Below are 22,657 nucleotides of genomic sequence, written 5' to 3'. Positions count from 1 at the left end.
CTTGTTTTGTTAAAGGGCTCTAGATACCTCAATGAGCCCATTATGGTAGGGTCTGAAAAAAGCAAATAAGGCCACTATTAAATGCCAAAATCTCTTGCGGCATCATTGCGGATTAAAAGTTCATAATGGTTATTTGTCGGCATGTAGGTAAAAATTCTAAAAGCTTGATTTTTATGACAGTCAGCAAGCGAGTTAAGATGCCACAGCTCTGCTAGTTGTTTGACCTTAAGTTTAAAATTTTCGCAATAATAAAACTCAATTCTTCTTTGCTTCCGCAACGACGAATTTTCTTGGGGAGTAGCCTCATAATCAGCTTTTTTGGCTCGGCACTCTTCTTTAACTTGAGACAGTGTTTCACGGCTTTCAATGTAATTTCTAGCTAAATCTATTTTTATTTTCTCGTTAACTGAATCTATTTTTGCTTTCCCCTTAAAATCTAAAAATACTAGTTCCCTTGGCTCAACATAAAATAAGAGCAAGTAATCTAACTTTCGATCATGTGACTCAGCATGAATAGCAGCAAAAATCTGATCACTCTTTAAAAGCATAGCTGCTAACTTAATGCTCGCTTCAGAGCCATCACCCCATTCTTTACTAGTTAGGATTTTTTTTGCTTCGATTTTATAAATCTCGCTTAACTCTCCATTTTCAGTAACTAATCTTACATGAAGAAGTGCTCTCATTGAATAATCCAATAACAAATCGACTTTTACTTTATTATACTGCTTTAAACGCTCTTTAGGTGAGAGGGTTTTTAGGGTCTTTAATAAAGCAATTAAATCATGATGACGAAAACGTTGACTAAAACCTGGAATTTTTGCATAGCTAACTGCATGCTGCTGGATATTGTTTATAAGTGTATCAAAGGCCAAGTCTGATTGAAATGCATGAAATAGCACAACTTGGGTAGCAGAACGAATCCAACATGATCCATCCCCAGCGATTTTTACGGCAAAATAGTTATCTCTCGTAATACCAAAATCAGGTTTTAAACCATATGGCGAAATTTCTTCTTTTGAAGTTCCAATGCAGTCACAAGTTTCGCCAAAAGTATTAATGTCTTGCCAATTAACACTCTCAAATTGGGAAAAATCAAAATTATCCTTCATGTGCTCTTCCAGCGGAAGATTTTTTGGGAAATCTGGCTGTTTTTCTGGATTTATCTGAAATAGGCCTGTAGTTTTAACTGGTTCGCTATCGATCACTAACTTCACATCATTCTTACCGCAACCAATGACTATAATAAAAAGAAAACAAACAACAATTATTATTCTTATTAAGAACATATTATTTTCTCATTTATTTTTATACAACAAATAACCACTAACACCTTTTAGAGTAAAAAGCAACACATACAATGCCATTCGTACTGATAAAACATTAAAACTACAGAAGAAATCAAAATTAATATATATATACAAATAAACAGATAACGATATCATGCATTCTTTAACACTTTGAAAAGCAAATAGTTTTTCGCATCAAGCGCTCAATTCTTGTGCGCAGCCTACTATTTCAATGCCCCCCCAATGACTGGCAGAGGTAGTGTTGCTTTTCGTTGTGCCTGCGAGCAAACTTGACTATTACCGCATATCGGGCTTTGTACCGGTATTAGGACTGCCATTGCTTCATCAACAGATTGAAAAACAGGTTCAAGCTAAAGCTAACAACAATTAACTTAAAACCTAGATTCCTCGCACAATTTTTATTGCACTATTTTCATTTTTTAAAATAGCTATGGGCTCTGATTGAAAAAAACCTACAAAACAATCAGAAAAAGAAGCATTGATCTCTAGCTGTTTTCCATGCTTAGCTAAGAGTGTGTTTTTTTCATCCAGCTCTACAATAGGCAAAGTTCCAACAGCTTCTCTTCCTGTTTTAAGAGTTTTGGCAATACTCTCTTCATCAAGATCATTCAGTGAGAGTGCATCTTCAATGCAATAGTTACCTGATTTAATGCGCCTAATCTGCGAAGCAAATGCACCAGTCCCAAGTTTCTCACCCAAATCGCGAGCAAGAGCACGAATATAGGTTCCTTTAGAGCAATGCACGCCAATGCTTATCTGTGGCAAATTAATCGCCATCAGCACAAGCTCAAACAATTCAACCGAACGTGGCGTAATTTCAAATTCCTGATTATCGCGCGCCATTTTATAAGCTCTTTGTCCATTGATTTTTATGGCAGAAAATTGTGGAGGTGCCTGCTCAATCTTTCCCTTAAAACTCATCAATGCATCATTAATATCAGATTCACTAAGATGCCCAATCGATTTTTCTTCTATTATTTCCCCCTCAGCATCATCGGTGGTAGTGGATTTTCCCAAAGTAAAAATAGATTCATAAACTTTGCTTGTATTGGTCAGAAAGCTTGCAAATTTAGTGTATCGTCCAAGGCATATAACTAATAATCCGCTTGCCAAAGGATCGAGAGTTCCAGCATGCCCTATTCTTTTTTGCTTGCTTAAGCGCTGCACTGCGCGAACAACATCAAATGAAGACGGCCCAACAGGTTTATCAACTAATAAAATTCCTTCCATTCTAGAACCCCAAACAAAAACGCCCCACATAATTCTTGTGAGGCGTTTAAACGTTGTGCAAACCTAGTTTTCTTTATTTAAAGGTATGCATTGAGATATCCTAATTAGACGATCTCTACTTTAGCACCTTCAGCTTCAAGCTTAGCTTTCATAGCTTCAGCATCTGCTTTAGCGATACCTTCTTTAACAACGCTAGGAGCACCATCTACCAAGTCTTTGGCTTCTTTCAAACCAAGACCAGTGATTTCACGAACAACTTTGATTACCTGAATTTTCTTGTCACCAGCTGCAGCCAATTTCACATCAAATTCAGTTTTTTCTTCAGCAGCAGCAGCACCACCACCAGCTCCTGGAGCCATAGCCATCATCATGCCACCACCGGTAGCAGCCTTAACGCCCCATTTGTCTTCAAGTTGTTTAACCAAGTCAGCAGCTTCCATAAGGGTAAGTGATGACAGTCCTTCTACTAGTTTTTCTAAATCAGCCATTTTTTCCTCCAAAAAAAGTAAGCTTTAAAAAATTTTTACGCCTTAAGCGTCTTTGTCCTTATCAATCTTTGCTTGCAACACACCGACAACATTAGCTGCCACTGCATTAATTTGACCAAGCAACTGAGAAGCAGGTGATGTAAACAGTCCAAGCAACTGTGCACGCAATTCGTCCAAACTCGGCAATTTTGAAAGAGCATTAATGCCTTGAGCATCAATACGAGCATCAGAGCTAAAGCCTGCCTTCAATTCAAGCTTTTCAAATTCTTTCTCGAATTTAACGAGAACCTTTGCCGGAGCTACTGGATTATCATTACTCCACGCTATTGCGGTAGAACCCACAAAATCATTGCTCAGATCTTTGGCATTCGTATCAGCGATAGCAATACGTGCAAGTTTATTTTTGATAACCTTGAGACCAACACCTTCATCATGAAGTCCACGACGCAGCTCTGCTACTTGGGATGCGTTCAAACCTTCAATATTGGCAAGCACTAAACACTCAGCGTTCGCCACCAGATCCTTCACAAAAGATATCTGCTGTTCTTTATTTGCTTTATCCATTTTGCCTTCCCTAAAACACAAAAAACCACATAACAGATCATTCTATCTGTTCAAAAGCACCAAAAATTAAAGGAAAAGAAAGAAGTGTCTTTTCATCCTTAATCTCGGCCGGCTGTTTTATAAAAAACATTTAAGGGAACCACCTGCTTTCTTTGACTAGAATGTCTCGTAAGCACAGCCTAGCCTTTGCATAGAAATAATGCTTTGGCAAGCCCTGATACATGAGTTCAATAAAAAAGCCAAAGAAAAACTTTGGCTTTCACAAAAAAATTTTAATTTTTGAGAAACTATGCAAGAAGCGCAGCGATTTGCTGAACGTCAAGTTTTACACCTGGCCCCATAGTTAAAGAGATAACAATTTTTTGCATATATTGCCCTTTAACACTATGAGGACGCGCTCTCTGCACTGACTCAAGCAAAGCCTTCAAATTTTCATGTAATTTCTCTTTGGCAAAAGAAGCTCTGCCAAAAGGAGCATGCAATGTACCAGTCTTATCAACACGAAATTCGATCTTACCGCCTTTAGCTTCTTCAACTGCACGACCGATATCAACTGTAACGGTACCGACTTTCGGGTTTGGCATCAAACCGCGAGGCCCCAATACTCTTCCAAGCTTACCAACAACAGCCATCATTGAAGGTTCAGCAATCACACGATCAAAATCGAGAAATCCTCCTTCAATTTTTGCAGCCAGATCTTCGGCTCCAACTAAGTCGGCTCCAGCATTTTTTGCTTCTTCAGCTTTAGGGCCTTTAGCAAATACTGCTACACGAACGGTCTTTCCTGTTCCGTGAGGCAAAACAACAGCACCACGAACCATCTGATCGGCATGTCGAGGATCTACTCCGAGATTAATGGCAACATCAGCAGACTCATCGAACTTTGCACGTTTAGTCTCTTTAAGAACTGCACACCCATCTTCTAAACCATAGCGTTGATCATGGTTAACTTTTTTGTGCGCATTAATATAATTTTTTCCACGTTTTGACATTATTAATTCCTTGTTCCAACTACACTATTGTTAACCGACAATCTCAATACCCATCGAGCGTGCTGTACCAGCGATAATTTTTGCCCCAGCCTTGACATCATAACAATTAAGATCCGCCATCTTGGTTTTGGCAATTTCTTCCAACTGTTGCTGAGTAAGTTTACCGACCTTCTCTTTACCCGGATTTTTTGCACCTGCACCAGGTTTTTTCTCAAGCTTGAGACCAGCAGCTTTCTTGATCAAAGTAGAAGCAGGAGGAACCTTGGTAACAAAAGTAAAAGATTTATCTTGATAGGCTGTAATCACAACCGGAATCAACATGTTACCCTGGTCTTGCGTTCTTGCATTAAACTCCTTGCAAAAAGCCATGATATTCAGGGAATGCTGACCTAACGCGGGTCCCACTGGTGGCGCTGGAGTTGCTTTACCAGCAGGAATTTGTAACTTAATAAACGCTGTAGCTTTTTTAGCCATTTTTTCTCCTCACGTGGTAATCGCCTTCTAAGGCTCCCACAGTTGTTCGAGCTTTTCAGTTCTTCTTTATACTGGCAATAGGGCACGATTTACTTTAAAAGCGTTTTCAACCTATTTTTTCAACTTGATTGAAATCAAGCTCAACCGGAGTTGAACGGCCAAATATAGAAACCAACACTCTCAATTTCTTCTTCTCGGGCTTAACTTCTTCAATCGTACCTTGGAAATTTGCAAATGGGCCATCTGTAACCTTAACGTTTTCGCCTTCAGAAAACTCCAACGTCACCACAGTTGTTTTTATCCCTTTTGACAATTGCATCATGCGCTCGGCTTCAGCACGAGTAATAGGAGAAGGCATCTTACTTCCCCCTACGAAACCCGCTATTTTGGAAGTTCCACGCACAAGCTGACTTGTCTCGGCACTAAGCTCCATCTGGACGATCATGTAGCCTGGAAGACATTTACGACTTTGAACCCTGCGTACATTATTTTTTACATGCTCTATGGTTTCTGTTGGCACCAAAATTTCGCCAAATTTATCTTCAAACCCATATTGAACAATTCGCTCTTGCAAAGACTTTTTGGCTTTATTTTCCATACCAGAGTGCGTATGAACAACATACCATTTCATATTAGTATTTTTTAACTCTTCTGCACTATCTTCGTTTTCTGGAGGAAGAGCAGATTTATTTTCTTCATTCATCAAATAAAGCCCTATGCTAAATGTTATGGAATCACGCGGCATGAAATGCCCGCCAAAGGTAGCTGCAGTGTGCCATCAATACATGTAAACGCAAGGGCCTTCAGCATTGCTTTTCTAAATTCCTATAATTCTAACTTATTAAGAAGCCCTCAAAAAGCACATTAAATATGCTTAAACAAAAACTTTTCTAGAAAAATTTTTGCCCGCTTAAGCGGGCAAAACATACAATAGATAAACATAAAAAAACAAATAACTACCAGATAAAGAGGTTATTATTTGTCCACCATGAAAAAAAGCTATCAAACACACCAAGAATCACTGACGCAACCAATGAAACAACCACCACTGTAAAAGTAGCAAGCTTAGTTTCTTTCCATTCCGGCCAAGCCACTTTGTTAAATTCAGCAACACATTGTTCCACATAGTTTCGAGACTTTGAGGAAAACACCCCAAAAAAGACGCCCAACAATAAAGCAAGACCCACCGCCACCAGCGTGCTCAATCTAAAGCTATCACCTAAAACAGCGGTATTATTAATCTGAAACCAAGAAAACATGTCGCTGGCAGCATAATTAAGGGCTACCGCAACAACTAATGAACTCAAAAGGAAAAATACAAATACCCAGGTGCTTTTCGCTCGCATCAGAGCCTCCCCGATAAAAAAGCAGATAGTTTGGCAGGCCACGAGGGAATCGAACCCCCAACCCCCGGTTTTGGAGACCGGTGCTCTACCAGTTGAGCTAGTGACCTACAATTGCACTCTCTACTCATAACTCAAAAGCCAAATGAAGGCGAGCCAAATAATAAAAAAAATGCCCTAATACAGCATTTCAAATGGAGCTACCAACCAGACTTGAACTGGCGACCTCGTCCTTACCAAGGACGCGCTCTACCAACTGAGCTATGGCAGCCTACAAAAATGGAGCGGGAGACGGGATTCGAACCCGCGACATTCAGCTTGGAAGGCTGACGCTCTACCAACTGAGCTACTCCCGCATCCTGGTGCAGGGGGAAGGATTCGAACCTTCGAAGGCTCACGCCGGCAGATTTACAGTCTGCTCCCTTTGGCCACTCGGGCACCCCTGCAAAAAAAATAAATTTTGGAGCTGACGATGGGATTCGAACCCGCAACCCCCTGCTTACAAGGCAGGCGCTCTACCGTTGAGCTACGTCAGCTTCTTGGTGTCGCAAGCGACAACTAGAAGAATAGCCCTAGAATTTTAACCAGCAGTTGTCAATCTCCTAATGTCTTTTTCATTACAATTTTCTTTTAAATTTATTTCTTGCCCTCGTTCCTTGCCATATGAAAGCATTACAACAGGCACTCCGACAAAATTCTCTATGTACTCGCAAAGATCGCGGGCAGCAAATGGTAAGGCCGAAAAAGATTCCACTGAGTGAGGCATCTTTTCTATAGTTCCAAAATCTTTAAAAATAGTTTTTACCTCAATACCTGAGATCACACGATCCATCGCTTCACGAAATGAAAGATCTTCACCACCTGCCCCCTGATACCCGCTCACTACTTTGACTTGCCCCAAGGCCGATAGGACATCAAGTTTTGTTAAAATAATACCAGTAGCACCATTGATCTGTGAGGCATAACGCAAGGCTGGGAGGTCAAGCCATCCACACCTCCTGGGCCTACCCGTAGTTGCACCAAATTCATTTCCTACTTGACGAAATATTTCTTGATTTTTTTGATCGAGCTCGCTGAGAAATGGACCTTCTCCCACTCGCGTGCAATATACCTTGCTTACCATCAATACTTCTTGCAACCATTTAGGTCCGATGCCACTTCCAACAGAAGCCTGCCCTGCAACACAGTTTGAGGAAGTGACAAATGGATAGCTTCCATGATCAACATCCAATAAAGCCCCCTGTGCTCCCTCAAAAAGGACCCTTGCTCCCTGCTTTAGAGCTTTTTCAATGTATTCACCGCTATCACACATAAAAGCTCTGAGTTTCTCTCCATAGAAAAGAAGCTGTTCATAGCATTGCTTCAACGAATCGCTATGTGAAACACCATGGTGTTCGAAGAGACGCTTGAGTTTAAAATTGAGGTGCTGCGGTTGTACGAGATCTTGAATTCGCAAACCAATGCGAGCAATCTTGTCTTCATAACAAGGCCCTATTCCCCGTTTTGTAGTACCCAAAAATGCATTAGTTTCAGCTTCCCGTTTTTGATCGAGCATTTTGTGCCAAGGCAAAATCACATGAGCATGAACAGAAATTTTAAGATTATCAGGTGAGCACTCTATACCTATGGATTTTAAATGATCGATCTCCTTTAAAAGTACTTCTGGATCGATAACTACCCCATTAGCTATGACCGAAACATTGCGAGATCTTACAATTCCACAGGGAATCACATGCAAAACTATTGATTTATTTTCGAAATGAAGAGAGTGGCCAGCATTATTTCCGCCATGAAATCGCACAGTAATATCACAGTCTTGAGCAAGGATGTCGACTATTCTCCCTTTTCCTTCATCTCCCCACTGTCCGCCTACAACTACTATTCCATATCCTGACTTTACTGTTTTCATGCTTTTGACACCCTTAGGCTAATGTTAAAAATTATGAACAAGCTCGCTTTCTCTTTCGGCGTAAATCCTAACCTTGCGAAGTGCAATGGATGAATAATTGTGGTTTTGCAATCGAACAATATAATCCCCTGGCGGCAGATATATATCACTCATTGGAGTTATTCCTAAAAATTCTTCATCGATATAGACTTCAGTCCATGGATGCACCAACACCTTTAATTTCCCCGTTGCTCGCAAATTGGAGTTTTTAAATGAACTGAATTTATTTTTTTCAATCGGTTTAAAAGGCGTATATTGCACTACTGGACTCACGATGAAGGATTTTTCTCTAAGCAAACCATCAACAAAGACAAAAAAAACAAAGACCGCTGCAAATAATGCCGCAGTAAATAACGCAATTTTTCTTATCCTACTTTTTAGCAAAACAAATATATTCTTTTCATCTTTCTGTTGCACCAAAGAGTGGTACAGAGATTGCTTTAGTATGTTTTTTTCATCAATCCCTAGAGTTTTTTTTATCTTGTATAAGTGCTTAACAAATTTCTCACATTCATCAATTCTATTGCTAACTTCGTGGGCGAGAGCTTTTTTTAAAAGGTTAAAAAGCTTTTGACCATTTTCATCTTTTAATAAGAAAGCTGGTAACACTTGGTTTTCATCATAGCCGCAACATTTTTTTCCGCTCAACACCTCAAGCATAACCAACGCGAGGGAATAAACATCACTTGCTTGAGAGAGTTGCTCTCCCCTTTGCTGTTCCGGCGACATAAAAAATAAATTGCCGTGCAATATTTCATCGTTTTCGCCTTGGTGTAAACTTGTTTGCGCTACTCCGAAATCAATTATCTTAATACAGCCCTTGCTTGAAACAATAATATTTTGTGGTGAAATATCTTTGTGTACGAGCCTGAGTTGTTGTCCGTCTTCCCCTTTAAAATTATAAGCATAGATAAGCGCTTCAGAGACTTCTATCCCCACAACCAAAGCGAGATGCATGCGAAAATCAAAATTTAGATCTTGATAAGCAAAATGTCGGACAGACCTTCCAACGATGTACTCCATAACAATAAATTTATTTTCATTTTCGCTTATAAATTCAAAACCGCGAACGATGTACGGGTGACTCATTTGTGTGATCAACCTAGACTCGGCAAAAAATAATCTGATAGCCTTATCATGAGCCAAAAAATTATTTTTTAAGCGCTTTAACACAACCAGCGTTTCTTCATCACCAACAGGTTGGGCCAAATAAATCTCTGCCATTCCCCCTTGAGCAAGGTGGTGGCGAATAATATATCTATGCGCGACTTTGGTCCCGATCTTCAACAAATTCACAATCCCTAAAAGAAACATTGTTTTTTGCCGAAGGACAACTATCAGATAGCGTCTTTTTCTTCCATTGTTCCATGTAGCGAGTAAATTTTGTAAAAGAATTTAGGGCATCTTTAGGACCAGGTGCTCCCTCAGGATGAAATTGAACAGAAAAAGCAAAGTAATTTGGGCGATCAATTCCTTCATTACTTCCATCAGACAAATTGATGTCTGAATATGATGGAGCTTCACCAACTTTCACAGCAAAACCATGATTTTGCGCAGTCATAATAACAGAGCCATCGCTTAATTTTACCGACTGATTGCTTCCACGGTGACCAAACTTGAGTTTATATGTCTGCATTCCCAATGCTTGAGCTAATACTTGATGCCCCATGCAAACACCGAAAATTGGAATTTTAGCAAGTAATGCCCTGACCGTATTTACTGCTATGGTCTCTGTATGCGGATCGCCGGGTCCATTGCTTAAAAATATTCCGTCTGGTTGATGAGCCCATATTTCTTCAATACGCGCATCAGAGGGCAATAAAATAATTGAGCATCCAACATGCTCTAAATAGCGAATTAATTCCTTTTTGATGCCAAAATCTAAAACAACAACCTTAAACTTTTTGTCACTACCTTTAATGGGTTGATCGTCAATACTCAATAAATTTTCAGCCACATGGGTAGCGGTTTTTACCGACACCATGGGTGAAAGTCGGGTGTTAGCCATAGGAGGCAAATTCTTTACCTCTTCTACTAATGCCTCTAGGCAGGAATCTTTTTTATGGGTCACTATACCCATCATGGCGCCTTTCTCTCTAATGTGCGCGATTAATGCCCTTGTATCGATCCCTTCAATAATTGGAATCTTCTCGCGCATAAGCCAGTCAGATAAGGTCATATGAGAACGAAATGATGAGGCTCGGCTCGATAATTTTTTTACTACAAGCGCTCTGACCTTGACTCCACAAGATTGAATATCGTTGAGGTTGACTCCATAGTTACCAATCTCCGGATTCGCTAATACTACAATTTGTCCAAAGAAAGATGGGTCACTTAAAATTTCTGCATAGCCAGTCATTGCAGTGGAAAATACTACTTCTCCTGATATTTTTGCTAACTCCCCGCTAATTGTTCCATTAAAAATAGTTCCGTCTGCCAGAACTAAATAACCTGGATTTTTCATAACTCTCCCCTTTAGATAAAAAATTGTTCTAGCAATTTCTTTCGCACCAAAACTCCATTTTCAACCTGTTTAGAGATCAATGAGCGGATATGTCCTCGTAGATTTCCATCTATTTCTACTTTGTTATTCATAGGTCCGGGATGAAGTAACACACAATGATCAGCCATTTTTGAGAACCGTTCTTCGCTCATTCCAAAATGCCAAAAATAATCTTGATCACTCATACCGATCTCACGCTCTAGTCGTTCTTTTTGAATTCTAAGCACCATAACAGCATCAAATTTTTTGTGATCCACATCACTAAAACTTGAATAGTGTTTGCATCCGTACATTTCCTTAGAAAAAATCGGCGGAGCAAGCAGGCTTAGTTTGGCTTTAAACTTTTGAAAAAGTTTGATATTTGAATGAGCTACTCGACTGTGCAGGATATCTCCCACAATCAAAATATTTTTTCCATCCAAATCCTCACAATCAAAGTGCTCAAGCAATGTATAACAATCAAGTAAAGCTTGCGTAGGATGTTCATTACACCCATCGCCCCCATTGATGATCGCTGCCTGAATTTGCTCAACCGTGTTTTCCTCCAACAAAAACGGAGTCCGGGTAATAATTACGTCTGGCCCCATAGCATCAAGTGTCAATAAACTTTCAAACCAGCTTTCGCCTTTATTAAGAGACGATGTCGATGAATTGAAACTGATTACTTTCGCACCCAATTTTGCGGCTGCCATCTCAAAACTTATATGAGTTCGAGTGGATGACTCTAAAAAATAGATCATCACTATAGGAGCACGAGGAAGCCTGCAAGCATCCTGTTTGTATCTCAGCTCAAAAAAAAGGCGACTAATGTCGCTCATTGATAGATCGTCGATACTTACTAATCGTCGCTTCATAAAGATCCCTTTAGGCCACAAACTTAGAGGCAAGCTTTTCGACTTTATCCTTCAATAATTTGCTGTTGGCATTGTTCCTCAGTCGATCCAGAATAATCTGCCCAATCTCATCTATTTCTCTTAGACCCATTCCTCTCGTCGTAATAGATGCGGTACCCAAACGGAGCCCACTGGTAATAGTGGCAGGTTTTTCATCAAAAGGGATCTTATTCTTGTTAGCAACAATGCCGATTTCATCGAGCGCTGCTTCCGCCTCTTGACCATTAAGTCCAAGGCTTGTTACATCAAGCAAAAGCAAATGATTATCAGTGCCACCAGAAACAAGTTTAATGCCAGCACTTAAAAAAATTTCGGCAAGGCGCTGACAGTTTGCCACCACTTGTTTTTGATAATCTGCAAAACTTGGCAATAAGGCCTCTTTGAAGCACACGGCTTTACCTGCAATTTCATGCATTAACGGCCCTCCCTGCAAACCGGGAAACACCCAACTATTTACTTTTTTGGCATAGCTTTCCTTGCACAAAATCATGCCACCACGAGGGCCTCGTAGGGTCTTGTGAGTTGTAGTTGTGACAATATCAGCGTGGGGAAAAGGTGATGGGTGCAGACCTGTAGCAATAAGACCTGCAATATGAGCCATATCCACCAAAAATGCTGCCCCTACTTCATCGGCTATGCTGCGAAAACGCTCAAAATCAATAGTTCTACTATAGGCTGATGCACCTGCAATAATTACCTTTGGTTTATGTTCAAACGCGAGTTTTTGCACCATTTCATAATCGATATGCTGGTCATCGCGTCTTACTCCATAGCCAACAATATTAAACCACTTGCCTGAAAAATTTACTCTTGACCCATGAGTGAGATGCCCGCCGTGGTTGAGATCCATTGCCAAAATCGAATCGCCATGTTGTGCCAGAGTAAACAAAGCTGCCATATTGGCATTTGATCCTGAATGGGGCTGTACGTTGACATGCTCAGCAGAAAATAATTTTTGAGCACGAACAATCGCTAAACTCTCAATCTGATCATGGATGTCACATCCACCATAATAGCGTTTACCCGGATAGCCTTCCGCATATTTATTGGTCAATTCGCTACCAACTGCTTGGCGCACCTCTTGAGAGACTATATTTTCACTTGCAATAAGAGAGAGACAATGAAGCTGACGTTTTTTTTCAAGGCTTATTAAATCAAATATTTCCTGGTCGTAAAAAGGCATAAGCTTCCTCACATTATTCAAAAGAAAAAATGGAAAAGACGCGCGGCTTCCAGGTTAATTTTCTAGCGCAAAATCAGAAACCAAAATTCTTTGACAAGAAGGACATTGCTCAATAACTTCACCTTTGCAAACTTTTATATAGAGTTCGGCAGGTATTGTCCTTTGACATGCCTGGCAGACTTCATTGCGCACAAATGCTATTCCTTGCTGCATACGACTCTTGTAGATACGCTCATATCGTGTTTTTATTGTAGACGGCAATTTTTCAAGAAGCTTTTCCTTAGCCTGAGCTACCGTTTCCAGGTGCTTTTCCTCGTCAAAAAGAAGCTCTTTAACTTCCTCGAAGGCATGTTTTGCGCGTTCGACATTTTCTTCATGAGCCCCTGTCGCTTTATTCATTTTTTCTTCGCTTGCTTTGATCTCACTGGCAAGTTCAGCCATTTCAGCTTCGACACCGCTGATTGTTCGTTTTTGACTGGAAATTTCACTCATCAATGCCGTATATTCGCGCTCACCTTTAATTTTTTCAGCTCGTGCTTCCCATTTTCTTAGATTAGACTTTTCCAATTGTAGCTTTTCATCCAGGGCTTTGCGTTGCTTCATTGCCCCATCTCTCGTGCCAGTCATGCTATTAATAGCCGCCTCGAGTTCTTGCGCATTCTTCTTTGCTTGATCGGAATCTTTGTTCAGGCGAGCTAGATTTTTTCTAACTTCGGCCATTTTCAAATCGTGCTGACAGATTTCGGCAATTAGAGATAGTTGTTCATTGGTGTTCATTTATAAACCTCAAAAGCTCAACTTTTGGGCACCAAAACAAATTAATTGCCACCTTCAAATATTGGTGGGCCCGGCCGGATTCGAACCAGCGCGCTGTCGGTTATGAGCCGAATGCTCTACCGCTGAGCTACGGGCCCAAAAGTTCTATAGTTTCCTCTTAATGCAATTTAAAAAACTAACAAGGGGAGTTTTGATAAATATTTATCAAGTGTCTTTTGTTAGCAGGACAAAAATGAGTTATACCCCAAAAACTATCTGTTTTTTTGCTTTTAATTCAACAGGATAGAAAAAACATGCAGCCTCTTTGCCGTTTTGTTAGGTAATAGTGAGAATTCGAGAATAATATGCAAAACTTTTTTTTATTAGTTTTAGTGAGTCTGATTTATTTCTCATGCGATCGCGTGCCACAGACACCCCCCGACACCCCTACTGTGGGAGCCGTGCTTATTGGAGGAGGGATCATGAGTGCAACTGTAGGAACTTTCCTACGAGAATTTGATCCTGATCTTTCCATAGAGCTTTACGAAAGACTCGATCAAGTAGCCATGGAAAGTTCAGCTGCGTGGAATAATGCAGGTACGGGGCATGCTGGGTTTGCTGAACTTAATTATACACCTGAGCGAGCCGATGGTTCCATCGATATAAAAAAGGCCATTAGCATCAACGAATCTTTTCTCGTTTCAAAACAATTTTGGGCATACGAAGTTTCACAAAAGCATTTAACTGCCAGGGATTTTATTTATCCTGTGCCACACATCAGCTTTGTTAAGGGCTCAGAAAATGTAGATTTTTTGAAGAAAAGATTTGAAGCTCTTAAACAAATCCCGCTTTTCGCCGGGATGGAATACTCTGAAGATCCTCAGACAATAAAAAAGTGGGCTCCTCTTTTACTAGAAGGCCGGGATACAAAAGAAAAAATTGCAGCTACCCGCGTCTCTCGGGGTACTGACGTCAATTTTGGCATGCTCACACGAGAACTTATCAACAGTCTAGAAAAAAGTCCCAATACGCGTGTTTATCTTAAGCATGAAATCGTCAACCTAAAAGCTAACCAAGATAAAACCTGGACTGTGGTTGTAAAAAATCTCTTTAACAATGAAGAAAGAGCATTCAGAGCCCGGTTCGTTTTTATTGGAGCTGGAGGAGGAGCTCTGCCTCTTCTACAAAAATCAAATATTGCTGAAGGAAAAGGCTATGGAGGATTTCCTGTCGGTGGACAATGGCTTATAACGAATAATCCCGATATTGTTAAGCTCCATCATGCCAAAGTGTACGGAAAAGCAAGCATTGGAGCTCCACCCATGTCAGTTCCTCATCTTGACACGCGGGTGATCGACGGAAAAACTTCGCTTCTTTTTGGTCCTTTCGCGACTTTTTCCACAAAATTTTTAAAAAATGGTCAATGGACAGATATGTTCTCTTCTTTGAGCTTCAACAATATAATTCCCATGCTCGAAGCTGGCTGGCATAATCTGGACTTAACCAAATACCTAATTAAGCAACTGCGGCTTTCCCCAGAAGAACGAATCGCAATATTGAGGGAATATTTTCCTAATGCCCAAATCAAAGATTGGCATCTTGCTAATGCCGGACAACGGGTACAAATTATCAAAGACGACCAAGAAAAAGGTGGCATCTTACAATTTGGCACTGAACTTGTTGGCTCACAGGATGGCAGCATCATTGCTCTTTTAGGCGCATCCCCTGGAGCATCGACAGCCGCTCAAATAGCCATCGATATTATTGCGCGCTGCTTTAAGGATAGGTTTGAACGTTCATGGAGAAATAAGCTTAAGAAAATCGTTCCCTCCTACGGGATTGAGCTTCACAAAGATGCCTTACGTTTTAAAGAAATCGAAGATCATAGCAATAAATATTTGGGACTTTAAAAAACTCTTCTAATCTTACTATTTGAATTTTCTGTTCTTTTCATCTTTTTACCCATGTTCATATGGCATTTTTTAACTCATTCATGCTATTATGTGCCGCACAAATACGGAGGCATACATGGCACGCGAACTTACCGAAAAGCAAAAAAGAGTCCTATCTACCTTAGAAGCTTATTGGAACACCTATCAAGTGCCACCATCAATCTCAGACTTGGCTAAAGAGCTCGGAATTAATAAAGCTACTGCTTACGAACATCTCCTCGCTCTTAAAAAAAAGGGTTATCTGGTGCATCAAGCCCGAGCTGGTCGCACCTGGCGCCTTTCAGAAAAAGTGAAACAAAGCCTTTGTAATCATCTTCAGATCCCAGTGCTTGGTCGCGTATCGGCAGGCTTGCCTATTCTAGCCCATGAAAATATTGAAGAACACATTACGAGTGAACTTCCAGCGACCAAAGAACTTTTTGCTCTTAGGGTTGTGGGCGAAAGTATGATAAAAGCACACATCAAAAGTAATGATATCGTTATCGCTGACAAAACAGCTTCTGTTAAAAATAATGATATTGTAGTTGCTCTAATTGATGGAGAAGAAGCTACCGTTAAGCGATTTGAAAAAATTGGCAGCCTTATTCGCCTTATCCCAGAAAATAATGATTTTAAAATTTTAGAACTTGATGCAGAACGCGTACATATTTTGGGAAAAGTCATCGAGATCAGACGGAGCATAGCCTGAAAAGCTGATTATTTTTCTATACCCAGCAACATTTCTTTTAGCCAAGCAGGCCTGGAGCTTTTGCTTGGTTTTTCTTTTTTAAACATAATGAGCAGATCTGGATATAACCCCCTGCACCGTCAATTGCTGGCATCAAGGGGAGAACTAAAATGCTCAATGGAAAATATATTTTTTGCCTTTCATTTTTTCTAACAATTTGCCTGCATGTTCATGCTCGTGAAAATACAAAAAAAATTTCAGTACTGAGCTACAATGTCGCAGGATTGCCAGATTTTATTTCTCAATCTCACCCTAAGCGTTACACAAAGCTTATAAGTCCGTTGCTGAATGAATTCGACGTCGTTTTGGTACAAGAAGATTTCATCTATCACCGCGATTTAATTTCTCGCTCCCGCCATAGATATCTTTCAAAACCCGATTGCGACGTCTTCAGCAAAGGAGGACATCATTTTGGCTTTAATGCTTGGCATTGTTTAGTTGGACTGGGCGATGGTCTTAATCGTCTTTCCCAAATTCCATTTCTTGAGCTCAAACGAGTTACATGGAAAAAATGTTCTGGTTATTTAATGCGCTCTTCAGATTGCCTTACCACTAAAGGGTTTTCATTTGCATCGCATAAAATATCAAACAATTATTATGTGCATATCTACAATCTTCATGCTGATGCGGGTTCTCACAGAAAAGATAAAAAAGCTCGCTTATCAAACTTTCGCCAATTAGCGCAATTTATTAATCAACGTTCAACAAATCAAGCCGTGATTGTAGCAGGAGATACCAACAGCCTTTACTCTGACGAAAATAGTCCATTGGAAGAATTTCTTTTAAGCACGGGACTTAGGGATGCATGGGTAACACTCGGTTCTTCATCTCACGAAAGAATCGATAAAATATTCTTTCGTTCCTCCGAAACATTGAGTATTACTCCCTTGAGCCACAAAGTAGAAAGCAAGCGCTTTGTCACCAAAGATAATGAACCTCTGTCAGATCACGAGGCAGTATCAGTAAATTTCATGCTGAGTTATAGAGATTAATAAACGGCAAAATACAGCAATAAATGATTTTTTATATTTAAAGAAAACTCACTTCCAAGATGAGGTAGTAAAATAAAAGGGCTTCTCAAAATTGACTTTGTACAATAATTCACAGCATCGAGGCAAATGCCAAAATGCTGTGTAGATGCAGTCATTTTAATTTTTTGGAGCCGAGCTTGTGAAATATTTAATCAATACTCTCTTCGTGATCTCTTTTGTTTTCCCACTTTTTGCTCAAGATTTTCAGCAGGGCTCCTCTATCATAGATCTCGATCTCAATGCTGTTTATGAAATACAAGGCAGCAGCAAAAAATGTACATCCCACATTAAAATCAGTGAGAAACTTTTCGAAGCTTTACGATTAAAGAGATGGGGTTACCAGAATTGCGCGGACGGTTTTTCGAGATACTCCTTTTTTAATTCTAAAAGGCGTTCTGTTTACTGCAAGAAAGTTTCTGAAGGAAAAAATAGCTACTATGAGCTTAAAACCACCAATTACACCTGGTCGCATTTTAAAAAATACGTAGAAGTTCTTCAAAATGAAGCGAGAATTTCTGCTCTAGCAAGCCCCCCCAATTCAGCCGAAATCACATGTTATTCAGTCGATTTTAATGTGGGCGGAGGAATAGTAGTGGCTAAAAATTTCACAAGCGATCTCAATTTTGTCCACAAACAAAAAATAGAAGTCAATTGCATGGGCGAATGCATTAAGTTCTGTATCGAAATAAAAGCGCTGTACAATACGACAATGGATTGCGATGATTCAGAAAATATCACTATGGAATTCAAAAATAGAATTCTTGTTTTTAAAGATAGCTTTTTTCAAAAACACAATTTCTTTCTGCCCTATGATAATTTGCAATTTTTAGATATGGCCTACGATTCTTACTCTCAGGATTTAATTTTTCTTTGTTTCAACCCAAAAGAAAACTACCACGAAATAATTGTTTGCGATCCAGATGCAGGCACCAACGAAGACAAAATCCTTGGCAAAATAAAATTAGAACAGACTTCGCCCGAGGAGGAGCTTTATCTTACCGAAGCTTATAATCTGAAATATAGCCTTGTTGGACTGAAGAAATTGCCTTGAAAATAATTAGCCAACTTGAAAATAATTTCTGGCAAGATCAAATAATCTTCAAATGCTAAGCTCGACTTTAGCCGAAATTTGATGATTTGATTTTTCATCATCCACGTTATGCGGCCTGGCAAAGCGCTTGAAGAATAAGGTTGTCATCCTTATTGCTATTATTCAACAGCTGCATGGTGCCTGGACTGTTTTGAACATCGAATATAGTCACAATAGCGCTGCATAGTAAAAAAAGTGTCACTCATTGAACTAAGAGGGTAAGTATGACCCTCTATTTGCATTCCAGCCTGCGCGGGGATGACAAGTGATAGTATTTAAAAATGCTTTCTTTGCTTAGCTAAAAAATATTTTTAAAACACTCTCAAAATAAATTAAGAGCAAGGGCTATGATTTTATCAGCATGAGAAAGTTATTTATTTGCTCAAACTTTATAATATTGCTCCAGCAAAATTAATTGTGCCTTAACTTGAGCATTTTATTGAGTCTGGCAAAAATTAGGAAGACTACTTAAAACTCGGGGGAATTTATGCCGTACTCTTCATACCTTTTGATTGCATTAGGCGGTGCAAGCGGCGCTCTTGTTCGTGTGTTTATAAGCAGAATGCTTCCAGAAACTATCAATAACCTCCCTCTCCCCATTTTAGCGATAAACATTTTAGGATGTCTCTTGATGGGCCTTTTGGTGGAATTGATGGCGCTTGACTGGTCTTGGTCTCCCCAACTCAGCGCCTTTTTAGTACCTGGATTTTTAGGTGGGTTCACTACCTTTTCGTCCTTTGCTTTAGAGTTTGGCATACTTACAGATAAACATACATTTGGGCTTGCCTTTTCCTATGTTTTAGCAAGTGTTGTCGGCGGACTTTTGGCCTTTTTCTGTGGTCTAAAAATTGTAAGGCTCTTGAGTTAACACAAGAATTTTTAATATCGCATGTGAATCAAGATTCAAATGCTGCTCAATTTAATTCATCCTTGAAAAGTATTTGCCAAATAATTTGCTGCTGTGAACGCTTTTTTCGCCAAATTTTTTTTTTGATTCTACCACTAACAAGTACCTTCTTTTTAGTGAGAAAATCATGAAATATTTTATTGCCGTATCAATAATACTGTTATGTAACTCGTTGGCATCAGCAAAAACCCCACACTATGAATCTCTCCACAGAGATCTTGTAATAGGCGACAAAATAATAAATAATTCGGTGCTTAAAAAAAGCAAACTCATAAATATTGATTTCAGCAAAAGCATCTTAACTAATAGCGATTTCAATGATTCACATTTGCATAAAATAAATTTTAGCAGTGCATTTATTCAACTAGGAAATTTTACTAATACCGCTTTTACTCTTAGTGACTTTAGAAATGCCCAGATTGAGATTAGCTACTTTCATCAAGCAAAATTCTCAGGTTCTAAACTGCACAAGCTGGATTTAAGTGGGCTAAAAATTCAGTACAGTACCTTTACCCGCACATTATTTTATCGAGTAAATATGGAAAATACTTCCATAACAAAAACGGATTTATCTTATTCAGAATTTAGTCATGTTAATTTAGAGAATGCTCACATTCTTAATGTTGACTTTTCCAAATCAGAAATAAGTAATATGAATCTTAAAAACGCCAAATTAAGAAATGTAAATTTTAAAGGTGCACGAATAGACGGACTCAATATCACTGGCACTATGATTTATGATGAACGTATAAAAAACTATCGCAAGTTAAAGGTCAGCGATCTGGTAAATAGTGGCGCAGTCTGTGTTGGTACCAAAGCAATGTGGACACAGTATTTGTAAGAGCACATTTAAGAAAGCAGCATTGACATTATTTTTAGAGAATTTCACGCATGAATAGCCCATCACGAACGTATCGACAATACAGAACCTTTGGCGCACTCTGCGAGTGCGCGCTTTTAACGGTATAGAGACCAGAGTCTGTACTGCTAAAGAATATGATTAGAATTCTCAAAAAAGTGGGAAATCTGTACGTAGCTCTATAAATTTTCTAAATGGATACTTAGCTTTCCTACGTTCATACCCATTGTCCACTTCCAAAAAAATCTCTTTGATAACTTCCCTTTTATTTGGATCATAAATAAGCTGAATTTTGCTTAAGCTCTTGTAAAAATTGCTTAGGGAATGGCTAAAAACATAGGGCCGTTGAAATTTTGACTAAAGACTTCAAAGAGGGCCCTATGTTAACAGAACTTTTCTGTTCCCTACCACGTCTTATGATGCCAATGGCAAGCTTCTTAAAAGCAAGTTTTGGAAAGTGCAGTGGCACATCCATTATAGATTCAACGTCGATAAACGTATGCCATAATCGACGAATAATGCGGAACAAGGTTTTCTCGGGAGCGGCAGAACGAGGAAAGAGTACTATGGGCTGTTTTTTTGGTTTTAAAGTACACTTAATCACAACCATTCGAAAAAATATGAAAAAATAAACTCATGCCCTTGCTTGATAAAATCATGTTCAGAAAGCGATTTATTATAGAAACAATCAATGACAAATTAAAAAATGAATGCCAGACTGAGCATACACGACATCGTAGCCCAATAAACTTTTTGATAAATCTTTTAGCTGGCTTAACTTGCTATCAGATGAGACCTAAAAAACCTGCGCTAAAAATGCCGGCAAACCTGAATAAAATCTTAATCGCTTAAGCAAAACCTCATGATTGATCACATCTTTTTGTTGACAAAGTCGTTTAAGCATTTTCAAGTTTAATTTGATGTGATCAAGTTTTTCAATGAATCATATAAGAACAGAATTTATAGAATCAAATCTTGGTGATAAGCGCTTAACTAAGCGCCTTTTATCAATTGTTAGCTCGGTTATTGAAAGTCCAGAGAAATCTTTTCCTGAGGCATTTGGGAGTTCGGCAGAATTAGAGGGGTTCTATCGGTTTGTGGGAAATCCTTACATAGAAATAAAAGACATTTTAGAACCGCACAAGCAAGCTACTTTAAAGCGTATGTGCAATAAGAATAATGATATTATTATTGCGCATGATTCGAGTGAGTTTGTATTTTCAGGAAAGAGACGAGACCTTGGAACAACCTCACTAGGTAAAAGTGCAAGCTTCTTTGGTCATTTCAGTTTAGCTATTTCTGCGTCAGATAGAGAACCATTAGGTACATTGGGGTTGCATTGTTTTAAGCGCGGTGAAAAAATCAGTCCTTATGCACTCAGAAAAAAAGGGATTCTTACACAGACTCAGTCTCGTCGCCTGCCATCGGAAAAACAAAGATGGAATGACGCAATCGATAGCATTTCTAAACTCAGCGAAAGCGCTAAAAATGCAATCCACGTATGCGATAGTGAAACAGATAGTTATGCTTTGCTTGCTGATTTATCGAACAAAGAACATCGATTTATTGTTAGGGGCTGCTATGACCGCGCCCTTGTAAACGGCAAGCATTTACGCGAGGAATTTGCAGAAGAAAGCAGATTGTTTTCTAAAGAAATACATCTTTCTAGAAGAAATAAAAAATCCGGCGGGGCTAATAATAAAAGGCTTGTTAAAAGAGATGCCCGCAATACGATAGTAGATATTAAAGCAAAACAAATTACATTAAAAAGATCAAACTGTGTAGATAAAAAATATGCATTATCTTTAGATATAAATGCTGTTCTTATTCTAGAGCGAAATCCGCCTAAAGATGAAAAGCCTATTGAATGGATTTTACTCACTCAAGAACCAATCGCTTCGCGCCAAGATATCGAAAAGATTATCGAATGCTATTGCTCACGTTGGGTCATAGAAGAATACTTTAAAGTCCTTAAAACTGGATGCTCATATGAAAAAAGACAGTTAGAAAGCTTTCACAGCCTGAAAAATTGTTTGGGAGTCTTTATACCAATAGCCTGGTTTCTCCTGCGGCTACGCAATAAAGCAAATGAAGCAAATAGCTCACCAGAACTTTATATACCGCCTCCATTATTAGCTATGCTGCAAAATTATACCGCGGAATCATTGCTTACTGTCGATGAAGTTTTAAGGCAAATAGCAAGGTTGGGAGGACACATTAAATATAACGGTCCTCCTGGATGGCTCGTCTTATGGCGAGGGCTTAGAGAACTTTATGCTATGTATAAAGGTTACCAAATCGCCGAATCTATCTTGTCAACAAAAAGATGTGATCAATCATGAGAGCAAAACTCAGATTAGATAATACATTTGAAATCTTAATACTTTTAAAGAATCAATATTTTTTTTGT

23 protein-coding genes and 6 tRNA genes are annotated in these 22,657 nt (G+C 39.2%); 9 read left to right on the top strand and 20 right to left on the bottom strand.

Features of this window, described 5'->3' with window-relative positions; translation table 11 throughout:
- Nucleotides 1-77: 77 nt before the first annotated feature.
- From H6731_10605 to H6731_10510, 20 genes are all read right to left on the bottom strand, one after another.
- Nucleotides 78-1,286: a hypothetical protein gene (locus H6731_10605; GenBank protein USN50690.1), complete on the bottom strand. Its 1,209-nt coding sequence runs from the start codon at nucleotides 1,284-1,286 to the stop codon at nucleotides 78-80.
- A gap of 399 nt (nucleotides 1,287-1,685) precedes the next feature.
- Nucleotides 1,686-2,537 (bottom strand): tRNA pseudouridine(55) synthase TruB, encoded by an 852-nt coding sequence (gene truB / locus H6731_10600; GenBank protein USN50689.1) that lies wholly within the window; start codon nucleotides 2,535-2,537, stop codon nucleotides 1,686-1,688.
- Between the two features lie 104 nt (nucleotides 2,538-2,641).
- The gene (rplL, locus tag H6731_10595; protein USN50688.1) at nucleotides 2,642-3,025 is read right to left on the bottom strand and encodes a 50S ribosomal protein L7/L12; all 384 of its coding nucleotides are present in this window, start codon (nucleotides 3,023-3,025) and stop codon (nucleotides 2,642-2,644) included.
- Nucleotides 3,026-3,067: 42 nt separating this feature from the next.
- Entirely contained in the window at nucleotides 3,068-3,589 is a 522-nt protein-coding gene (locus tag H6731_10590) for a 50S ribosomal protein L10 (GenBank protein USN50687.1), read from the bottom strand.
- A gap of 287 nt (nucleotides 3,590-3,876) precedes the next feature.
- Nucleotides 3,877-4,581, bottom strand: a complete 705-nt coding sequence (locus tag H6731_10585; GenBank protein ID USN50686.1) for a 50S ribosomal protein L1 — start codon at nucleotides 4,579-4,581, stop codon at nucleotides 3,877-3,879.
- Between the two features lie 30 nt (nucleotides 4,582-4,611).
- Nucleotides 4,612-5,055 carry a 50S ribosomal protein L11 gene (gene rplK / locus H6731_10580; GenBank protein USN50685.1) on the bottom strand — a complete coding sequence of 148 codons (444 nt, stop codon included), beginning with the start codon at nucleotides 5,053-5,055 and terminating at the stop codon, nucleotides 4,612-4,614.
- A gap of 106 nt (nucleotides 5,056-5,161) precedes the next feature.
- Entirely contained in the window at nucleotides 5,162-5,686 is a 525-nt protein-coding gene (gene nusG / locus H6731_10575) for a transcription termination/antitermination factor NusG (GenBank protein ID USN51982.1), read from the bottom strand.
- Nucleotides 5,687-6,011: 325 nt separating this feature from the next.
- On the bottom strand, nucleotides 6,012-6,401 hold the full coding sequence (secE, locus tag H6731_10570; protein USN50684.1) for a preprotein translocase subunit SecE: 390 nt from the start codon (nucleotides 6,399-6,401) through the stop codon (nucleotides 6,012-6,014).
- A gap of 31 nt (nucleotides 6,402-6,432) precedes the next feature.
- Nucleotides 6,433-6,508, bottom strand: a tRNA-Trp gene (locus H6731_10565).
- A gap of 85 nt (nucleotides 6,509-6,593) precedes the next feature.
- Nucleotides 6,594-6,669 (bottom strand) — tRNA-Thr (locus tag H6731_10560).
- Nucleotides 6,670-6,678: 9 nt separating this feature from the next.
- A tRNA-Gly gene (locus tag H6731_10555) sits at nucleotides 6,679-6,754 on the bottom strand.
- 4 nt (nucleotides 6,755-6,758) lie between these two features.
- Nucleotides 6,759-6,844 (bottom strand) — tRNA-Tyr (locus H6731_10550).
- Between the two features lie 15 nt (nucleotides 6,845-6,859).
- A tRNA-Thr gene (locus H6731_10545) sits at nucleotides 6,860-6,934 on the bottom strand.
- Nucleotides 6,935-6,978: 44 nt separating this feature from the next.
- Entirely contained in the window at nucleotides 6,979-8,307 is a 1,329-nt protein-coding gene (locus tag H6731_10540) for an adenylosuccinate synthase (protein USN50683.1), read from the bottom strand.
- A 24-nt stretch (nucleotides 8,308-8,331) separates the two neighbouring features.
- Nucleotides 8,332-9,570: a protein kinase gene (locus H6731_10535; GenBank protein USN50682.1), complete on the bottom strand. Its 1,239-nt coding sequence runs from the start codon at nucleotides 9,568-9,570 to the stop codon at nucleotides 8,332-8,334.
- Between the two features lie 34 nt (nucleotides 9,571-9,604).
- Nucleotides 9,605-10,810: a glutamine-hydrolyzing carbamoyl-phosphate synthase small subunit gene (gene carA, locus H6731_10530; GenBank protein ID USN50681.1), complete on the bottom strand. Its 1,206-nt coding sequence runs from the start codon at nucleotides 10,808-10,810 to the stop codon at nucleotides 9,605-9,607.
- Between the two features lie 11 nt (nucleotides 10,811-10,821).
- Nucleotides 10,822-11,703: an aspartate carbamoyltransferase catalytic subunit gene (locus H6731_10525; GenBank protein ID USN50680.1), complete on the bottom strand. Its 882-nt coding sequence runs from the start codon at nucleotides 11,701-11,703 to the stop codon at nucleotides 10,822-10,824.
- A 10-nt stretch (nucleotides 11,704-11,713) separates the two neighbouring features.
- A complete protein-coding gene (locus H6731_10520) occupies nucleotides 11,714-12,925 on the bottom strand; it encodes a serine hydroxymethyltransferase (GenBank protein ID USN50679.1) in 1,212 nt (403 codons plus the stop codon).
- Nucleotides 12,926-12,979: 54 nt separating this feature from the next.
- Nucleotides 12,980-13,702 (bottom strand): hypothetical protein, encoded by a 723-nt coding sequence (locus tag H6731_10515; protein ID USN50678.1) that lies wholly within the window; start codon nucleotides 13,700-13,702, stop codon nucleotides 12,980-12,982.
- Between the two features lie 62 nt (nucleotides 13,703-13,764).
- Nucleotides 13,765-13,839, bottom strand: a tRNA-Ile gene (locus tag H6731_10510).
- A 207-nt stretch (nucleotides 13,840-14,046) separates the two neighbouring features.
- Here H6731_10510 and mqo point away from each other — a divergent pair.
- The 9 genes from mqo (at nucleotide 14,047) to H6731_10465 (ending at nucleotide 22,589) form a co-directional block, all read left to right on the top strand.
- Nucleotides 14,047-15,591, top strand: a complete 1,545-nt coding sequence (mqo, locus tag H6731_10505; protein ID USN50677.1) for a malate dehydrogenase (quinone) — start codon at nucleotides 14,047-14,049, stop codon at nucleotides 15,589-15,591.
- Between the two features lie 118 nt (nucleotides 15,592-15,709).
- Nucleotides 15,710-16,321 carry a repressor LexA gene (gene lexA, locus H6731_10500; protein USN50676.1) on the top strand — a complete coding sequence of 204 codons (612 nt, stop codon included), beginning with the start codon at nucleotides 15,710-15,712 and terminating at the stop codon, nucleotides 16,319-16,321.
- Nucleotides 16,322-16,470: 149 nt separating this feature from the next.
- Nucleotides 16,471-17,352 (top strand): endonuclease/exonuclease/phosphatase family protein, encoded by an 882-nt coding sequence (locus tag H6731_10495; GenBank protein ID USN50675.1) that lies wholly within the window; start codon nucleotides 16,471-16,473, stop codon nucleotides 17,350-17,352.
- 178 nt (nucleotides 17,353-17,530) lie between these two features.
- On the top strand, nucleotides 17,531-18,442 hold the full coding sequence (locus H6731_10490; GenBank protein USN50674.1) for a hypothetical protein: 912 nt from the start codon (nucleotides 17,531-17,533) through the stop codon (nucleotides 18,440-18,442).
- Nucleotides 18,443-18,968: 526 nt separating this feature from the next.
- Complete coding sequence (crcB, locus tag H6731_10485; GenBank protein USN50673.1) at nucleotides 18,969-19,349, top strand: fluoride efflux transporter CrcB; 381 nt, start codon at nucleotides 18,969-18,971, stop codon at nucleotides 19,347-19,349.
- A 166-nt stretch (nucleotides 19,350-19,515) separates the two neighbouring features.
- A complete protein-coding gene (locus tag H6731_10480) occupies nucleotides 19,516-20,229 on the top strand; it encodes a pentapeptide repeat-containing protein (GenBank protein USN50672.1) in 714 nt (237 codons plus the stop codon).
- 398 nt (nucleotides 20,230-20,627) lie between these two features.
- The gene (locus H6731_10475; protein USN50671.1) at nucleotides 20,628-20,879 is read left to right on the top strand and encodes a hypothetical protein; all 252 of its coding nucleotides are present in this window, start codon (nucleotides 20,628-20,630) and stop codon (nucleotides 20,877-20,879) included.
- A 25-nt stretch (nucleotides 20,880-20,904) separates the two neighbouring features.
- Nucleotides 20,905-21,099, top strand: a complete 195-nt coding sequence (locus tag H6731_10470; protein USN50670.1) for a hypothetical protein — start codon at nucleotides 20,905-20,907, stop codon at nucleotides 21,097-21,099.
- A gap of 86 nt (nucleotides 21,100-21,185) precedes the next feature.
- Nucleotides 21,186-22,589 (top strand): IS4 family transposase, encoded by a 1,404-nt coding sequence (locus H6731_10465; GenBank protein ID USN50669.1) that lies wholly within the window; start codon nucleotides 21,186-21,188, stop codon nucleotides 22,587-22,589.
- Nucleotides 22,590-22,657 lie beyond the last annotated feature (68 nt).

It is taken from the genome of Myxococcales bacterium (assembly GCA_023898405.1).
GTDB lineage: Bacteria > Myxococcota > UBA727 > UBA727 > JABDBI01.
Note: the sequence above shows the minus strand (reverse complement) of the source record. Positions and strands in the feature narration are given on the sequence as shown.

Excerpts from the sequence above, each read along its gene's own strand:
- H6731_10605 (USN50690.1), bottom strand. The coding sequence starts at position 1,286 with ATGTTCTTAATAAGAATAATAATTGTTGTTTGTTTTCTTTTTATTATA.
- truB (USN50689.1), bottom strand. The coding sequence starts at position 2,537 with ATGGAAGGAATTTTATTAGTTGATAAACCTGTTGGGCCGTCTTCATTT.
- rplL (USN50688.1), bottom strand. The coding sequence starts at position 3,025 with ATGGCTGATTTAGAAAAACTAGTAGAAGGACTGTCATCACTTACCCTT.
- H6731_10590 (USN50687.1), bottom strand. The coding sequence starts at position 3,589 with ATGGATAAAGCAAATAAAGAACAGCAGATATCTTTTGTGAAGGATCTG.
- H6731_10585 (USN50686.1), bottom strand. The coding sequence starts at position 4,581 with ATGTCAAAACGTGGAAAAAATTATATTAATGCGCACAAAAAAGTTAAC.
- rplK (USN50685.1), bottom strand. The coding sequence starts at position 5,055 with ATGGCTAAAAAAGCTACAGCGTTTATTAAGTTACAAATTCCTGCTGGT.
- nusG (USN51982.1), bottom strand. The coding sequence starts at position 5,686 with ATGAAATGGTATGTTGTTCATACGCACTCTGGTATGGAAAATAAAGCC.
- secE (USN50684.1), bottom strand. The coding sequence starts at position 6,401 with ATGCGAGCGAAAAGCACCTGGGTATTTGTATTTTTCCTTTTGAGTTCA.
- H6731_10540 (USN50683.1), bottom strand. The coding sequence starts at position 8,307 with ATGAAAACAGTAAAGTCAGGATATGGAATAGTAGTTGTAGGCGGACAG.
- H6731_10535 (USN50682.1), bottom strand. The coding sequence starts at position 9,570 with ATGGCAGAGATTTATTTGGCCCAACCTGTTGGTGATGAAGAAACGCTG.
- carA (USN50681.1), bottom strand. The coding sequence starts at position 10,810 with ATGAAAAATCCAGGTTATTTAGTTCTGGCAGACGGAACTATTTTTAAT.
- H6731_10525 (USN50680.1), bottom strand. The coding sequence starts at position 11,703 with ATGAAGCGACGATTAGTAAGTATCGACGATCTATCAATGAGCGACATT.
- H6731_10520 (USN50679.1), bottom strand. The coding sequence starts at position 12,925 with ATGCCTTTTTACGACCAGGAAATATTTGATTTAATAAGCCTTGAAAAA.
- H6731_10515 (USN50678.1), bottom strand. The coding sequence starts at position 13,702 with ATGAACACCAATGAACAACTATCTCTAATTGCCGAAATCTGTCAGCAC.
- mqo (USN50677.1), top strand. The coding sequence starts at position 14,047 with ATGCAAAACTTTTTTTTATTAGTTTTAGTGAGTCTGATTTATTTCTCA.
- lexA (USN50676.1), top strand. The coding sequence starts at position 15,710 with ATGGCACGCGAACTTACCGAAAAGCAAAAAAGAGTCCTATCTACCTTA.
- H6731_10495 (USN50675.1), top strand. The coding sequence starts at position 16,471 with ATGCTCAATGGAAAATATATTTTTTGCCTTTCATTTTTTCTAACAATT.
- crcB (USN50673.1), top strand. The coding sequence starts at position 18,969 with ATGCCGTACTCTTCATACCTTTTGATTGCATTAGGCGGTGCAAGCGGC.
- H6731_10480 (USN50672.1), top strand. The coding sequence starts at position 19,516 with ATGAAATATTTTATTGCCGTATCAATAATACTGTTATGTAACTCGTTG.
- H6731_10475 (USN50671.1), top strand. The coding sequence starts at position 20,628 with ATGTTAACAGAACTTTTCTGTTCCCTACCACGTCTTATGATGCCAATG.
- H6731_10470 (USN50670.1), top strand. The coding sequence starts at position 20,905 with ATGTTCAGAAAGCGATTTATTATAGAAACAATCAATGACAAATTAAAA.
- H6731_10465 (USN50669.1), top strand. The coding sequence starts at position 21,186 with ATGAATCATATAAGAACAGAATTTATAGAATCAAATCTTGGTGATAAG.